The 14,877-nt window shown below is 73.0% G+C and carries 11 protein-coding genes; 3 read left to right on the top strand and 8 right to left on the bottom strand.

The window, feature by feature from the left end; all coding sequences use genetic code 11:
- Positions 1-98: 98 nt before the first annotated feature.
- From AC6CKD_RS35780 to AC6CKD_RS35755, 6 genes are all read right to left on the bottom strand, one after another.
- Positions 99-986: an ABC transporter ATP-binding protein gene (locus AC6CKD_RS35780; protein WP_498333279.1), complete on the bottom strand. Its 888-nt coding sequence runs from the start codon at positions 984-986 to the stop codon at positions 99-101.
- On the bottom strand, positions 983-1,957 hold the full coding sequence (locus AC6CKD_RS35775; protein WP_498333277.1) for an ABC transporter ATP-binding protein: 975 nt from the start codon (positions 1,955-1,957) through the stop codon (positions 983-985). The genes AC6CKD_RS35780 and AC6CKD_RS35775 overlap by 4 nt, the downstream gene beginning before the upstream one ends.
- A complete protein-coding gene (locus AC6CKD_RS35770; RefSeq protein ID WP_498333275.1) occupies positions 1,954-2,853 on the bottom strand; it encodes an ABC transporter permease in 900 nt (299 codons plus the stop codon). The genes AC6CKD_RS35775 and AC6CKD_RS35770 overlap by 4 nt, the downstream gene beginning before the upstream one ends.
- Positions 2,850-3,830, bottom strand: a complete 981-nt coding sequence (locus AC6CKD_RS35765) for an ABC transporter permease (RefSeq protein WP_498333273.1) — start codon at positions 3,828-3,830, stop codon at positions 2,850-2,852. Before AC6CKD_RS35765 ends, AC6CKD_RS35770 begins: the two co-directional genes overlap by 4 nt.
- A complete protein-coding gene (locus AC6CKD_RS35760) occupies positions 3,827-5,503 on the bottom strand; it encodes an ABC transporter substrate-binding protein (protein WP_498333271.1) in 1,677 nt (558 codons plus the stop codon). The genes AC6CKD_RS35765 and AC6CKD_RS35760 overlap by 4 nt, the downstream gene beginning before the upstream one ends.
- 208 nt (positions 5,504-5,711) lie before the next feature.
- On the bottom strand, positions 5,712-7,394 hold the full coding sequence (locus tag AC6CKD_RS35755) for an amidohydrolase (RefSeq protein ID WP_498333270.1): 1,683 nt from the start codon (positions 7,392-7,394) through the stop codon (positions 5,712-5,714).
- Positions 7,395-7,523: 129 nt separating this feature from the next.
- On the opposite strand from AC6CKD_RS35755, the gene AC6CKD_RS35750 reads away from it, so the two are divergent.
- Both AC6CKD_RS35750 and AC6CKD_RS35745 read left to right on the top strand, forming a co-directional pair.
- Positions 7,524-8,219 carry a TetR/AcrR family transcriptional regulator gene (locus AC6CKD_RS35750; protein ID WP_498333268.1) on the top strand — a complete coding sequence of 232 codons (696 nt, stop codon included), beginning with the start codon at positions 7,524-7,526 and terminating at the stop codon, positions 8,217-8,219.
- A gap of 175 nt (positions 8,220-8,394) precedes the next feature.
- On the top strand, positions 8,395-10,077 hold the full coding sequence (locus tag AC6CKD_RS35745; protein WP_498333266.1) for a flavin monoamine oxidase family protein: 1,683 nt from the start codon (positions 8,395-8,397) through the stop codon (positions 10,075-10,077).
- Positions 10,078-10,121: 44 nt separating this feature from the next.
- Here AC6CKD_RS35745 and AC6CKD_RS35740 read toward each other — a convergent pair whose 3' ends face one another.
- On the bottom strand, positions 10,122-12,176 hold the full coding sequence (locus tag AC6CKD_RS35740) for a prolyl oligopeptidase family serine peptidase (protein WP_498333264.1): 2,055 nt from the start codon (positions 12,174-12,176) through the stop codon (positions 10,122-10,124).
- A 108-nt stretch (positions 12,177-12,284) separates the two neighbouring features.
- Here AC6CKD_RS35740 and AC6CKD_RS35735 point away from each other — a divergent pair, with 108 nt between their 5' ends.
- Positions 12,285-13,577, top strand: coding sequence for an MFS transporter (locus AC6CKD_RS35735; RefSeq protein WP_498333262.1), 1,293 nt, complete (start codon positions 12,285-12,287; stop codon positions 13,575-13,577).
- Between the two features lie 10 nt (positions 13,578-13,587).
- Here the strand turns inward: AC6CKD_RS35735 and AC6CKD_RS35730 are convergent.
- Positions 13,588-14,877: MFS transporter (locus tag AC6CKD_RS35730; protein WP_498333261.1), on the bottom strand; the 1,290-nt coding region annotated here is incomplete at its 5' end.

The raw sequence follows: 14,877 nt of genomic DNA, 5'->3' as shown, positions 1-14,877 counted from the left end.
CCGCTCCCCCGCACCACGCCACGTCCCGGCCGCCTTGCACACGGACGGCCGGGCGGCCGGGCGGCCGAGGGGGTGCCGGCTTCGCGGCCGGGGTGCGGCTACCCGAGGGGGTCCAGCTCGCGGCGGCGCCGGCTGATCGAGTCGGGGTCCCAGCCCGGACGGGGTACGGAGGCCAGCAGCAGCCGGGTGTAGGGGTGCTCGGGGTCGGTGAGGAGCTCGGTGACCGGGCGGTGTTCCATCGTGCGGCCGCGGTACATGACGAGTGCCTCGTCGCAGACGTAGCGGACGACGGCCAGGTCGTGGCTGACGAAGACCAGGCCGATCCCGGTGTCGCGCCGGATGTCGGAGAGCAGGTTGAGCACCTGCGCCTGCACGGAGACGTCCAGGGCGGACACCGCTTCGTCGAGCACCAGGACGGCCGGCTCCACGGCCAGCGCCCGGGCGATCGCTGCGCGTTGGCGCTGCCCGCCGGAGAGCCGGCGGGGCAGGGCGGCGGCCTCGCGGTCGCCCAGGCCGACTTGGGCCAGCAGTTCCCGTACCCGCGCGGCCCGGGCCGCCCGGCCGGACATCCCGTGGAGCCTGAGCACGCCGTCGACCGTCGCGCCGATGCTGATCCGCGCGTCCAGGGAGAGGTAGGGGTCCTGGAAGACGATCTGGACCGCCTTGGCGCGGGCCAGCCGGGCCGGCCTCCCCCGTACGGAGGCCGCCAGCGGCCGGCCCTGGACCAGGATCTCGCCCGCGTCGGGGCGTTCCAGGCCGATCAGCATCCGGGCCGTGGTGGTCTTGCCCGATCCGGATTCCCCCACGATGCCGAGCGCCCCGCCGGCCCGCACCGAGAACGAGAGGTTCTCGACGGCGACGACCTCCGTCCCGCCGGTCCGGTAGGTCTTGCGCAGTCCGGTCACCCGGAGAAGCTCCGCGGGGAGTTCCGCCGGGAGTTCCGGGGAATGTCCCTGGGCGGTGTCCTTGCTCGGACGGTTGCTCAACTGTCCTCCTTCGGGCCGATTTCGGCGGCGCGGTGGCAGGCGACCTCGGTCGGTCCGTGCCGCAGGAGCTCCGGCGGGGACTGGTCGCAGCGGCCCGGCTCGGCGAACCGGCAGCGGGGTGCGAAGGCACAGCCGGGGGCCGACTCCAGGAGGCCCATCGGGGCGCCGGGGATGGGGGTGAGGCGGGCGAGGGGGCCTTCGAGCGGTGGGGACGATCCGAGCAGGCCCGCGGTGTAGGGGTGCCGGGGGGAGGCGAAGAGTTCCGCCACGGGCGCCGTTTCGACGATCCGGCCCGCGTACATCACGTAGATCCGGTCACTGACGGAGGCGGCGAGCTCGATGTCGTGGGTGATGAGGAGGAGTCCGAGGCCGCGTTCGCGCTGGAGCCGGCCCAGGACGGCCAGGATCTCGGCCTGGGTGCTGACGTCGAGCGCGGTGGTCGGCTCGTCGCAGAGCAGGAGCCGCGGTTCGGCGGTGAGGGCCGCGGCGATCACGACGCGCTGGAGCATGCCGCCGGAGAGCTCGTGCGGGAACTGGTTCAGGTGCCGGACGGGGTCGGGCAGGCCGACCGCGTCGAGCAGTTCGGCGGCCCTGACGTTCGCCCGGGCCTTGGACCAGCCGTGCACCAGGCGCAGCGGTTCGGTGAGGAAGTCACCGACCCGGCGCACCGGGTTGATGGCGGCCCGGGGGTCCTGGTAGATCATCGCCGCTTTGTTCGTGCGGACCTCGCGCAGGCTCGCGGGGGTGGCGCCGACCAGGTCGGTGCCGTCCACGCGGACCCGGCCGCCGGTCTCGGCGCCCTGCGGGAACAGGCCGAGGGCTGCGCGGGCGGTGACGGATTTGCCCGAGCCGGATTCGCCGACCAGGGCGACGACCTCGCCGGCCGCGACGGTGAGGCTGACGCCGTCGAGGAGGGGGCGGGCCATGGCCGGGAGGGTGACGCGCAGGTCTTCGTAGGCGAGCAGTGTCATCGGGAGTCCCTCCCCGCGAGCCGGTCGCCGAGGTCTTCCCCGACGACGTTGAAGGCGACCACGACCAGGACGACCGCCACGGCCGGCGCGATCGCGGAGAGCGGCTGGCCCTGCAGGACGGCCGCCTGCCCCTGGTTGATCATGGCTCCCCAGTCGGGGGTGGGCGGCTGGACGCCGAGTCCGAGGAAGGAGAGGGCGGCGAGGTCGAGCAGGGCGTAGCCGAAGTTCACCGTCGACTGGGCGAGCAGCGTCGGGGCGATGTTGGGCAGCAGCCTGCGGACGGTGACGTACAGGGGCGAGTGGCCCTGTACCTGGTAGGCGGCGATGTAGGGCCGGGACTTCTCCCGGACGGCCAGCCCCCGTACGAGGCGTGCGGTGTACGGCATGTAGGCGATGGCCATGGCGATCACCGGAGCCGTCATCCCCTTGCCGAACAGCGCCACCGCGAGGATCGCGAGGAGCAGCGCGGGGAAGGCGAACAGGACGTCGAGGACCCGGCCGACGGCGGTGTCGATCCAGCCGCCGCGCCAGGCGGTGAACAGGCCGACGGCGACGCCGAGGACGGTGGAGAACAGGACGACGGCGAGCGGACCGGCCAGGCTGGTCCGGGTGCCGACGATGAGCGCCGACAGGGTGTCGTGGCCGCCCTGGTCGGTGCCCAGCCAGTGCTGGGCGCTCGGTCCCAGCAGGGTGTCGCCGAGCTGTCCGAAGGTGGGGTCGTACGGGGCGATCCAGGGGCCCAGGATCGCGACGAGCACGAACAGGACGAGGAGCGCCAGGCAGGTCCGCTGGAGCCGGCTGCCGCCGAGGCGGCGCAGCCGGGCGAGCGGGTCGCGCCGGGCACGGGGGGTGCGGGGTGTACGGGTCGTGGTGCCCGTTTCGGAAAGGGTGCTCATCGGGCGCTCCCCGCCGCGGCCGTGCGCGGATCGATCAGCGGGTGGACCAGGTCCACGAGTGCGTTGACGACGACGAAGGCGGCCACCACCAGCAGCACGATGGCCTGGACGACCTGGAAGTCGAGCTGGTCGACGGACTGCACCAGCAGGGAGCCGACGCCGGACATTCCGAAGGCGGTCTCGACGATCGCGGTGCTGACCAGCATGCCGGAGACCAGGAGCGCGGAGACGGTGACGATCGGCCCGAGCGCGTTGCGCAGGACGTGCCGCCGGATGACGGTGCGCCGTGGTGCTCCGCGGCTCAGGGCGACCTCCACGTGGTCGCGGCTCAGCTCGTCGAGCATGGCCGAGCGGGTCACGCGGGTCACCAGGGCGGTGAAGGTGACGGACAGGGCCGCCGCCGGGAGGATCACGTGGTGGAGCCGGTCCATGAGGCCTTCGCCGTTGCCGATGGTGGGGAACCAGCCCAGCTGCACCCCGAACACCGACCTGAGGAGCAGGGCGGCGACGAAGGCGGGTGCGGCGGCGCCCACCGTGACGAGGAGCATCAGGGAGCGGTCGGTGCGCGAGCCCCGGCGCAGCGCGCCGATGATGCCGGAGCCGATGCCGAACACGGCGATCATCAGGCCGGATACGGCGATCAGCAGCATGGAGGAGGGCAGCCGCGACCAGATGACCGCGGAGACGTCCTGGTGGAAGAGGTAGGAGCGGCCGAAGTCCCCGTGCAGCACCCCTTCGAGCCAGTTCCAGTACCGGACCAGGAAGGGTTCGTCGAAGCCGTACTGGCTGCGGAGCGCGGCGAGGTCTTCCGGGCTGGGACTGCGTCCCTTGATCAGGAAGCTGGCCGGGTCCCCGGGGGCCAGGAACAGGGAGGAGAAGACGAGGAAGGAGGTGACGAGCAGGGTGGCCGCCATGCCGGCGAGCTTGCGGAGCACCCGTACGGCGCGGGCCGTCGCGGCCGTCGCCGCGGCCGTCATCCGTTGGCTCCGATCTCGGCCGCCCACGGGTAGTAGAGGTAGGCGATGGAGGGCTGGACGCCGGTGATCTTCTTGCCCATGAACACGCTGACGGGCAGGGTGTAGAGGGGCAGCCAGGGCAGTTCGCGCGAGGCTATCCTCTGCGCCTCGGCGTTGGCGGCCGCGTGCTCCGCCGGGTCGTGGGCCCCGACGGCCTTCTGGACGGCGGCGTCGAAGGCCGGGTCGGACCAGTTGCCGTAGTTGCTGAAGGCTCCGGTCTCCAGCGAGGCGAACATGTCCAGCGGGTCGGTGATGGACGTGTACCAGAAGGTGAGGAAGAGGTCGATGCCCTCGCGGGCCGCGGGGTCGGTGAAGAGGGTCGTGTACTTCTCCGCGGAGAGGGAGTCGATCCGCGGCTTCAGTCCGATGGCGGTGGCGGCCTGGGCGATGGCCTGGGTGATGATGGTGGTCTGCGAGTCCAGCGGGCTGGTCGCGATCACGATCTCCTGGCCGTTCACTCCGGCCTCGGCGGCGAGCGCCTTGGCCTTGGCCGGGTCGTACGGGTACTTCGGCAGGTCCTTCGCGAGGGCTTCGCGGGTGTCCGGGGGCGCGTCGGCCCACAGGTTGTCCGTGACGAGCGAGTCGGAGACCTCGCCGACCCCGGCGGCGCCGGCCTTGACGATGCCCTTGCGGTCGGTGGCCATGAGCAGGGCCTGGCGGACCTTGGGGTTGCCGAGGGGGCCCTTGAGGTTGGCGACCACCTCGTCGGCGACGGTGGTGTTGCGGCCGAAGTAGAGCGTGCCGGCCTCGGTGGAGCCCAGCTGGGTGTAGGCGTTCGGCGGGACCATCCAGCCGCCGTCGACCTCGCCGCTCTGGAAGGCGTTGACGCGGGTGGTGGCATCGGCGAGGAAGACGAACTTCACCTCGCCGGCCTTGGCCTTCAGCTCCTGGTTCCAGTACCCGTCGAACCGCTTGAGGGTGAGGGACTGGCCGGAGGTCCAGGAGGCGAAGGAGAAGGGGCCGGTGCAGTTCACGCCGGTCTGCGGATTGCCGTAGTCCTTGCCGGACTTGGCCAGGGTGGCGGCGGATTCCACCGTGCCGGGGCCGGCGGCCAGGTACTTGTTGAAGGTGGAGTCCGGCTTGGTCAGGGTGACGGTGACTTCCAGCGGGCCCGTCTTGTCGATGGACTTGACGTTCTTGTACTGGTTCGCCCAGACGCTGCCGGTCCCGGGGTCGAGGTTGCGGCTCAGGGAGGCGACGACGTCGTCGGCGGTGAGCACCGTCCCGTCGTGGAACCGCACGCCGGGGCGGATCTGGTACACCCAGGTGGTGGGCGCGGGGTTGGCGTACGAGGACGCGAGGCCCGGAGAGGTCGTCAGGTCGGGGTTCCAGCGCAGCAGGCTCTCGCAGACGTTGGAGAGGATCTGATTGGGCGGGAAGTCGAAGGAGTACGCGTAGTCGATCGTGGTCGGCTCCGCGTAGACGGACCAGGTGAAGGAGTCCACGTTCCCGGCGGCTGCGGGCGTCTTGTCCGTGATCTTGTACGCGGTGGCCGCCCGGTCCGCGTCCTTGTCGGGCGCGGCGCCGCCGCAGGCGCTCGTGACGAGCACGGCGGCCGCGGCGAGGGCTGCGGCGGCGCCGTTGCGGATGCGGCGGCCGCGGTGCAGGGGGGATCCCGATCGGGTTGATGACATCGTCTGACTCCCTGAGGGATGAGCTCGGTGGGGTGGGTGACGCTCGGCCGGCGGCGGCCCGGCTGGTGACTGCCCGGGCGGGCGCGGGCCGGCCGGTGACTGCCCGGGCGGGCACGGCTCGGCCAGTGTCTGCCCGGGCGGGCACGGCTCGGCCGGTGACTGCGCGGGCGGGTGCGGCTCGGCCGGTGGGGATTCGGGCGGGCGGGACTCAGTCGGTCGCGGCGAAGACCAGTTCGCCGTCGATGTAGGTGCGCAGCACGCGGGTGTCGGCGATCTCCATCGGGGGGTGCGCGAAGGGGTCCCGGTCGAGGACGACGAGGTCGGCGTACTTGCCCTCCTCGACCGTGCCGGTCACCTCGTCGAGGTGGTTCACCCACGCGCTGCCGGCGGTGTAGGCGGTGAGCGCCTGGGAGAGGGTCAGGGCCTGCTCCGGGAAGAACGGCGGCGCCGGTTCGAAGGTCCCGGTCGCGTTGGGGGCCTCGTCGGGTACGGAGCGGTTGACCGCGACGTGGATGCCCCAGAGCGGGTTGGGGCTGCTGACCGACCAGTCGCTGCCGGCGACCAGGCGGGCTCCGGCGCGCTGGAGGTCGCCGAACGGGTACTGGAGGCGGGCCCGTTCCGGTCCGAGGAAGGGGATCGTGAGCTCGTCCATCTGCGGTTCGTGGGCGGCCCACAGCGCCTGGATGTTGGCGGCCGCGTCCAGGCTCGCGAAGCGCTCGATGTCCTCGGGGTGGACGAGCTGGAGGTGGGCGAGGTGGTGGCGGTTGTCGTTGGCCCCGTTGGCCTCGCGGGCCTCGGCGAGGGCGTCGAGCACCTCGCGCACGGCCCGGTCGCCCAGGGCGTGGAAGTGGATCTGGAATCCGGAGCGGTCGAGCCGGGCCACGGCCTCGGTGAGCACCTCGGGCTCGATGAAGCTGAGTCCGGAGTTGCCGGTGGCGCAGCCGCAGCCGTCGAGGTAGGGCTCCAGCATGCCGGCCGTGAAGTTCTCGGCGATGCCGTCCTGCATGATCTTCACGCTGGTGGCGTTGAACCGGCCCACCTGTCCCCCGGCCCGGCGCTCCTCCAGTTCGGGTATCTGCTCCAGGCCGCGTTCGCGGTCCCACCACAGGGCGCCGACGACGCGGGCGCGCAGGGAGCCCTCGCGGGCGGCGCGCAGGTAGACGCCGTAGTTGTCGGGGTTGCCGGGGAAGGAGCCGATCATGGCGTCCTGCCAGCTGGTGACGCCGAGGGAGAAGAGGTGCTCCTGTGCGGCGAGCAGTCCCGCGTGCGCCTCGTCGGGCGTCGCGAGGGGCACGTGGTGTGCCACCAGTTCCACGGCGCCCTCCTGGAGGGTGCCGGCCGGGCTTCCGTCTTCCTCCCGCTCGATCCGGCCGTCGGCCGGGTCGGGGGTGGTGCGGTCGACGCCGGCGATCTCCAGCGCCCGGGTGTTGACCCAGGCGCCGTGGCCGTCCCGGTTGGTGAGGAGGACGGGCCGGTCCGGGACCACCGCGTCGAGCATGGCGCGGGTGGGCGTGCCGCCGGGGAAGATGTCCATCGACCAGCCGCCGCCGCGGATCCAGGCCGCGTCGGGGTGGGCCTCGGCGAAGGCGGCGACCACCGCGAGGTAGCCCTCGATGGTGCGCTCCTCGCTCAGGTCGCAGCCGAGCATCTGGACGCCGGCCACCGCGGGATGCACGTGGGCGTCCTGGAATCCGGGGATGAGCAGTCCGCCGTCGAGGTCGACGATCTCGGTGTCGGCGTCCGCGAGGAGCCGTACGGAGGCCGCGTCCGCGACGGCCATGATGCGGCCGTCTCGGACGGCGACGGCGGCGTCGATCGGGGTCGGGGAGGTCCCGGTGAAGACCCGCCCTCCTACGAAGACGATGTCGGCACGCTGCCTGGTGTTGCCCATCGACGCATCCTTCGGCTCGGCGGGTGAGCCCCGCACGGCTGGTTCGTTGAGGAGGAGTGAACGGGAGCGCAACAATGTTGTCAACGGTGTTGCGCTCGCTCTGTTCCACATCGTTACACTGGCCCCACCATGCCGAAGTCATCCGACACACCCGCCCGGTCCAAGCGCGCGGGCAGCCAGCTCACACCCGACGCGATCATCGAAGCGAGCCTGCGCATCGCGGCTCGCGGCAGCGAGGACGCCTTCACCGTCCGGCGCCTCGGCGAGGAGCTCGGCGCCGACCCGACCGCGATCTACCGGCACTTCCGCGACAAGGACGAACTGTTGCTGTCGGTCGCCGACCGCACGCTCGGCGAGGTGCTCGACCGCATCCCCGCGGGGCTCGACTGGAAGGACCGGCTGCGGGCACTCGCCGACGGCTCCCTCGAAGTCGCCCTCAGGTACCCGGTGGTCGGCTCGACCATGGCCAGCCGGACCACGCGCAGGCCCAACGAGTTCCGTGTCGTGGAGCTGATCCTCGGCGCGGTGACGGAGGCCGGCCTCGAAGGGGCGGAGGCGGCCGTCCACTACCGGATGGTCGGCGACTCCCTCCTCGCCTACGTGGGCCAGCGCGCCGCCTACCTGCTGTTCGACCCGGAGGTCCGCGCCGCGGACGAGTCCTCCTGGAACCGCGAGTACCGCCTCGTCGACCCCGAGGGCTTCCCCAACATCACCCGGCTCGGCACCCAGCTGGCCGAGGTCACGGACGAGCAGATCTTCGAGGCCAGGGTCGAGGCGCTGATCACCGCGATCGAGAACCGGGTCCTGGCACTGCGCGGAGTCTGAGCCGGGGACCGCCGGCCCCCGCCCACCCCCGCCGCCCCCGCCCGCGGACGTGCGTCCGCGGGCCTCCGCCTGCCAAAAGTGGCGCAACACCGTTGACAACGACGTTGCGCCACCGCTCTACTCCCCTCAGCCCGACTCCTTGCCGTCTCCGCAGGATTCCGAGAAGAGGGATCACATGCAGCACGCGCACCGTCCTGCCCAACGCGCCGGCCTCCCCGACCCGCTCCGCACCGCGTTCACCGCCCACGCCGAAGCCCGGCGCCGCGGTATGCCCGTCGCCGAAGTCGTCGGCGAGCACGCCGAGGACACCCGCCGCGAACGGGGCCGCCCGGCCGGGGAACAGCACGCCTCCGACAGCCGTACGCCCACCCGCCGCCGGATGCTCGGCGCCGCGGGCGCCGCCGCCCTCGCCGCCGCCCTCCCCGGCGGCCTGCTCACACCGGGCCGCGCCGCCGCCGCGACCGGCCCCAACGCCCCGCGCGTCGTGATCGTCGGTGCGGGTCTCGCGGGACTGCGCTGCGCGCACCGGCTGTGGAACCGGGCGAACCCGGTCGCCACCACGGTCTACGAGGCCGACACCACGCGCATCGGAGGCCGCTGCTGGTCCCTGCGCGGGTTCTTCTCCGGCGGTGCGGTCCACGAACACGGCGGTTCCTTCATCAGCTCCACCGACACCGCGGTCCTCGAACTGGCCCGCAGCCTCGGCCTGCAGCGGGAACTCGCCAACGGCGGCCAACTCCACGCGGGGGACTACGCCGGCTGGGTCAACGGCAGTTCCTACTCCGGGCTCCAGCAGCAGGACGACTGGATCGCCGCCGCCTACGACGCGTTCAGCGCCTCGTACGCGGCGGCCGGCACCGCCCGCTACGACGGCTACACGGCGGAGGCGTACCGGCTGGACCACCTCTCCTGCCTGGACTACCTCGACGAGATCGGGCTGGCCCCCGGCTCCCGCCTCGGCCAGCTGGTCCTGGCCCTGCAGCTCCAGTCGGGCGGCGAGCCCGCCGAGGCTTCCGCGCTGGGCATGATCGGCTTCCTCGGGGCCTCGTCGGTCTTCGCCGGCGGGCGCGGCTTCGACGAGAAGTACCACCTCATCGGCGGCAACGACCAGCTCGTCAGCGGAATGGCGGGCCAGCTCCCGGCCGGCACGGTCCGCCAGGGGTACGAGCTCATCGCCCTGCGCCGCAGCGGCGACGGCTCGTACACCTGCGTCTTCGACCAGGGGGGCAGCACGGTCTCGGTGCCGGCCGACCACGTGGTGCTGGCCCTGCCCTTCAGCACGCTGCGCGACGTGGACCTCTCCGGGGCCGGGCTCTCCGCCCGCAAGCTGACCGCCGTCCGACAGCAGGGCATGGGCCAGAACGCCAAGCTGGTCACCGAGCTCTCGGCCAAGACCTGGCCGCAGCTCGGCTTCAACGGCATCAGCAACACCGGCCCGGTCGGCTACCAGACCGCCTGGGACGGCTCCGTCGCCGGCGCGCCCAGCGGAACACCGGCGCTGCTGGTCAACTTCCCCGGCGGGAACACCGCCCGCGACGTGCTCACCGGAGCCGCCCACGGACCGGCGCCCGTCGCCGACGTGAACTGGTTCCTCTCCCAGATCGAGCACGTCTACCCGGGCACCACGGCCGCGTTCACCGGCAGGGCGTACGAGGACCACTGGTCGCGCGCCCCCTGGCAGCGGGGCGCCTACCAGTACTACAAAGTCGGCCAGTACACCTCGATCGCCGGGTGCGAGGGGATCCAGGAGGGCCGGATCCACTTCGCGGGCGAGCACACCGACGTGGAGAACTCCACGCTGAACGCGGCCGTAGCCTCCGGCGAACGCGTCGCGGCCGAGATCAGCTGCCAGATCTGATCCCGGGCCGCGCGCACCGCGTAGGAGCGGTCACCTCGGCGGGGTCACCTCGACAGGGTCACCTCGGCGGGGGTCAGCCGCTCCCACAGGAAGGTGTGGACCAGCGCCTCGTTGAAGGCCGTCTGCCCGTGGTCGGTGGCGCCCGCGTGGCCGCCGCCGAGGTGCTCGTGGAAGAGCACGGGGTGCCCCGACTCCCGCAGCCGGGCGGCCATCTTGCGGGCGTGCCCGGGGTGGACGCGGTCGTCGCGGGTCGACGTCAGCAGGAGCAGCGGCGGGTACGGGGGCCCGTCCGTCCGGACCTGGTGGTAGGGGGAGATCCGCTCCAGGTGGGGCCGGTCCGCCGGGCTGTCGGGGTCCCCGTACTCGGCGATCCAGCTCGCCCCCGCGAGCAGCTTGTGGAAGCGGAGCATGTCCAGCAGCGGCACGTGGGCGACGACCGCACCGAACAGCTCGGGGTCGCGCGTGAGCATCGCGCCCATGAGCAGACCGCCGTTGCTGCCTCCTTCGATGCCGAGCTGGGCGGGGGTGCTGACGTCCCGGGCGATGAGGTCCCGGGCCACGGCGGCGAAGTCCTCGTAGGCCCGTACCCGGTTCGCTCCGAGCGCGGCCTTGTGCCACTGGGGCCCGTACTCGTGCCCGCCCCGGATGCCCGCGACCACGTAGGTGCCGCCGCGCGCGAGCCAGGCACGTCCGGTGACGGCGCTGTAGCCCGGGACCATGGAGACCTCGAAGCCGCCGTACCCGTAGAGCAGGGTGGGCCCCGGGCCGGTGCGGTCCTCGGGCCCGACGACGAAGTACGGGACCCTCGTGCCGTCCGCCGAGGGTGCGAAGTACTGCCGGACCGCGAGGCCGGCGGTGTCGAAGAGGGCCGGGCCCTGCTTGACGGTCTCGTCGGCGCCGGCCGGGGCCGTACCCCGGTAGAGGGTGGACGGTTGGAGGTGGCCCGACACGTTCAGGAAGAACTCGTCGCTCACGTCCGGATCGGTGCCGACCACGGAGGCCGTGGACAGCGGCGGTACGCCGGAGAGGGGGGTGCGGCTCCAGCCGTCGGGTCCCGGCCCGGGGGTCAGGATCTCCAGCCGGGAGGAGACGTCGGCACTGGTGGTGAGGATCAGGTGGTGGCGGGTCCAGCTCCAGCCCGCGAGGGCGGTGTGCTCGTCGGGGGTGAAGAGCACCGCCGCCTCCCGGTCCCCCGCCCGGAAGGCCTCGAAGTCGAAGGCGAGCAGGGTGCCCGCGACGTGGCCGAGCCACGGCGACTTCGGCGCCACGAGCAGCCACTCGCGGTGGACGGAGGCGCCGGCGTCGTCCGGAACCTCGATCTTCTCGGGGCCGGCTGGATCCGGGGTTCCGTCCTTGGGGAGGAGGAGCAGCTCCCCGTTCCAGAAGTCGATCTGCCGGTGGACGAAGTCGCGTTCAAAACCGGGCGTGTCATCGTGCCAGCCGGAGGCGGACAGGTCGGTCGGCCTGCCCTCGTAGACGGTCTCCGCCTCCGCGAGGGGGGTCCCGCGCCGCCACCGGCGGACCTGGAGCGGGTAGCCGGACGCCGACATCGAACCGGGGCCGAAGTCCGTGCCGATCCAGACCAGGTCCCGGTCGATCCAGCCGATCCGGGTCTTGGCCTCGTCGACCGCGAAACCGCCCGTGACGAACTCCCGCTCCACCAGGTCGAACTCGCGCACGACACAGGCGTCCACCCCGTCCCGCGACAGCATGACCAGGGCGTGCCGGTGATCGGGGGCCAGGACGGCGCTGCCCGCCCAGGCCCAGTTCTCCCCCTCGGCCTCGGCGAGGGCGTCCAGGTCGAGGACCGGCTCCCAGTCGGGCCGGTCCTTGCGGTACTCCTCCAGCGTGGTGCGCCGCCACAGGCCGCGTACGTGGTCGGCGTCCTGCCGGAAGTTGTAGAGGTGGCGTCCCCTCCGGGTCGTGTACGGGATCCTGCCGTCGTCGTCGAGGACCTCGCGGATCTCCGACTCCAGCACCTTGAATCCGGGGTCCGAGGCCAGCGCGGACACCGTTTCTTCGTTGCGTTCGCGCACCCAGGAGAGGGCGGCCTCGCCGGTGACGTCTTCCAGCCAGAGGTAGGGGTCTTCATCGCTCATCCGCCGATTGTGCAGGATCGGACGGCGGTCGCGAATCGCCCGGACCGGCCCCGTCCACGACCGAAAACCGGTTGCCCGGGGGCGGGCGGGCACGGACGATGGCCCGTCGTGAGCAGATCCCGTTTCGCCTCCGTACTGCCCGACCTCAGCCCGCTGCGGTCCAGCCCCGACTTCCGGCTGCTGTTCTACCAGGGCACGGTCACCTACTTCGGCTCGTTCATGGCGATGATCGCGCTGCCGCTGCAGATCAAGCACATGACGGACTCGCCGCTCGCGGTCGGTGCGATGGGCGCGGTGGAACTGCTCCCGCTGGTGGTCTTCGGTCTCTACGGGGGCGCCCTCGCCGATGCCGTGGACCGGCGCCGGATGATCCTGCTGACCGAGGCCGGGCTCGGGGTGCTCGCCCTGGTCCTCCTGGTGAACGCCGCCCTGCCGAGTCCCATGCTGTGGCCGCTGTACGTGGTCGCGGCGTGCGTATCGGCACTGACCGGCCTGCAGCGGCCGGCCATGGACTCGCTGATGGCGCGGATCGTGCCGCACGACCAGCTCACCGCCGCCGCCGCGCTGAACGGGCTGCGCTACCAGTTCGGCGCCATCGCGGGTCCCGCGGCGGCCGGCCTGGTCGTCGCGTACGCCGGGCACGTCAGTGCGTACGCGGTCACCGTCGCGGGATTCTTCGTATCGGTGCTGCTGTGCCTGCGGCTGCGGCCGGCTCCGCCCGCGCGGGACGCCGAGCGGCCCTCGCTGCGGGGGATCGCCGAGGGCGCCCGGTACGCGTGGAGCCGGCCCGTGCTGCTCGGCACGTACGCCGTGGACATGGCGGCGATGCTCTTCGCCTTCCCGAACGCCATCTTCCCCTTCCTCGCCGACGAGCTCGACGCCGTGTGGGCGCTGGGCCTGATGTACGCGGCGGGTGCGGTGGGCTCGCTGGCGCTGGGGCTGACCAGCGGCTGGGCCTCTCGGGTGCGCCGGCACGGGCTGCTGGTGGTGTTCGGTGCGGCGGTGTGGGGACTGGCCATCGCTGCCGCGGGCTGGTCCGGGAACATCTGGCTCGTGCTGCTGTGCCTCGCGGTGGCCGGCGCGGGCGACATGCTCAGCGGGCTGGGCCGCGCGACCATCTGGAACCAGACGATCCCCGAGGAGCTGCGGGGCCGGCTCGCGGGCATCGAGGTGCTCTCGTACACCGTCGGCCCGCAGCTGGGTCAGGTGCGGGCGGGCACGATGGCCGGCTGGACCGGCACCCGCTCGGCCTTCTGGGGCGGCGGACTGGCCTGCGTGGCCTCGGTGGCGGTGCTGGCCGCCCTGCTGCCGAAGCTGATCTCCTACGACGCGGACACCGACGAGGACGCCCTGCGGCAGCGGGCCGCGAAGGAGCCGCAGCCGAGCGGAGCGCCGGCCTGAGCCGGCGTCTTCACTCCCCGGGGGATTTCTCCCCCGCGGCGGGGCCGCGGCCCGCGAAGGCGGAGGTGGCCACGGTCGTGGCGGCCAGGGCCAGCAGCAGTCCGCCGGCCGCCGCGGCCAGCGCCGGTCCCGGGCCCCACAGCGTCCAGGCGGCGCCGAAGAGCAGGGAGCCCGCGAACCTGGCCAGGGCTTGCGCCGTCTGGAGCACCGCCAGCCCGGTGGTGCGCAGGCCGGGGGGCAGCAGCGGCCCGGCGGCGGCCATCAGGACCCCGTCGGTGGCCGCGTAGAACAGGCCGAGCAGGCCGAGGACCCCGCACACGAGCGCGGGCCCGGGCGGAACCGGGGCCAGGAGCAGCAGGCAGGCGCCGAGCAGCAGCAGGTGGCCGCCGAGGAAGACCCGGTGGCGCCCCAGCCGGTCGGCGAGCCGGCCCGCGGGCACGGCGGCCAGCAGGAACACGGCCGCGGTGCCGACGGGCAGCAGCGGGAACCAGGCGACCGGCAGGTCCAGTCGCTGCTGGAGCAGCAGGTAGAGGAACGCGTCCCCGACGGTGAACAGGCCGAGCGCGGCGGCGGTCAGGCAGAGCCGTAGCAGGCCGGGGATCCGCAGGAGGGTCCGTGCCGAGGGCGTCCGTGCCGAGGCCGTCCCGGCCGCCGGTGCGGGCGCCGGGCTCTCCCGTACGAACAGGGCCAGCACCACGACCCCCAGCACCGCGAGGCAGCAGCTCACGGTGAAGACGGCCTCGTACCCGTCCACCGCCACCCACAGCACGCCGAACGCGGCCAGCGGACCCAGCAGGGCCCCGGCCGTGTCCAGCGCACGGTGCACGCCGAAGGCGCGGCCCTGCTCCCCCGGCGGACAGGACAGCGAGATCAGTGCGTCGCGCGGGGCGGTGCGCAGGCCCTTGCCGGTGCGGTCGGCGGCGAGCACCGCCGCCACCGACCAGGGGGTGGTGACCGCCAGCAGGGCCGCCTTGCAGGCGGCGGAGATCGCGTAGCCGGTGCCGGCGACGAGCTTGCGGCGGTGGGTGCGGTCCGAAACCCGTCCGCCCACGAGGCGCAGCAGCGCGGTGGCGCCCTGGTTGAGTCCGTCCAGGGCGCCGAAGGCGAGCGGGGACATCCCGAGTCCGGCCACCAGGTACAGGGGCAGGACGGCGGTGACCATCTCCGCGGAGACGTCCGTGACCAGGCTGACCATGCCGAGGGCGAGCACCGTGCCGGGGACGGCCCGCAGGGGGCCCTTCGGAGCCGGAGGGCCTGCGGCGATGTCCGCCGCACGGCTGGTCGACAGGTACACGGGTGC

Source organism: Streptomyces sp. GQ60, from assembly GCF_059758875.1.
This window is presented reverse-complemented; position numbering and strand designations above follow the sequence as displayed.

Bases quoted from the DNA above. Each gene is read 5' to 3' on its own strand.
- AC6CKD_RS35775 (WP_498333277.1), bottom strand. From the start codon at position 1,957: ATGACACTGCTCGCCTACGAAGACCTGCGCGTCACCCTCCCGGCCATG.
- AC6CKD_RS35770 (WP_498333275.1), bottom strand. From the start codon at position 2,853: ATGAGCACCCTTTCCGAAACGGGCACCACGACCCGTACACCCCGCACC.
- AC6CKD_RS35765 (WP_498333273.1), bottom strand. From the start codon at position 3,830: ATGACGGCCGCGGCGACGGCCGCGACGGCCCGCGCCGTACGGGTGCTC.
- AC6CKD_RS35760 (WP_498333271.1), bottom strand. From the start codon at position 5,503: ATGTCATCAACCCGATCGGGATCCCCCCTGCACCGCGGCCGCCGCATC.
- AC6CKD_RS35755 (WP_498333270.1), bottom strand. From the start codon at position 7,394: ATGGGCAACACCAGGCAGCGTGCCGACATCGTCTTCGTAGGAGGGCGG.
- AC6CKD_RS35750 (WP_498333268.1), top strand. From the start codon at position 7,524: ATGCCGAAGTCATCCGACACACCCGCCCGGTCCAAGCGCGCGGGCAGC.
- AC6CKD_RS35745 (WP_498333266.1), top strand. From the start codon at position 8,395: ATGCAGCACGCGCACCGTCCTGCCCAACGCGCCGGCCTCCCCGACCCG.
- AC6CKD_RS35740 (WP_498333264.1), bottom strand. From the start codon at position 12,176: ATGAGCGATGAAGACCCCTACCTCTGGCTGGAAGACGTCACCGGCGAG.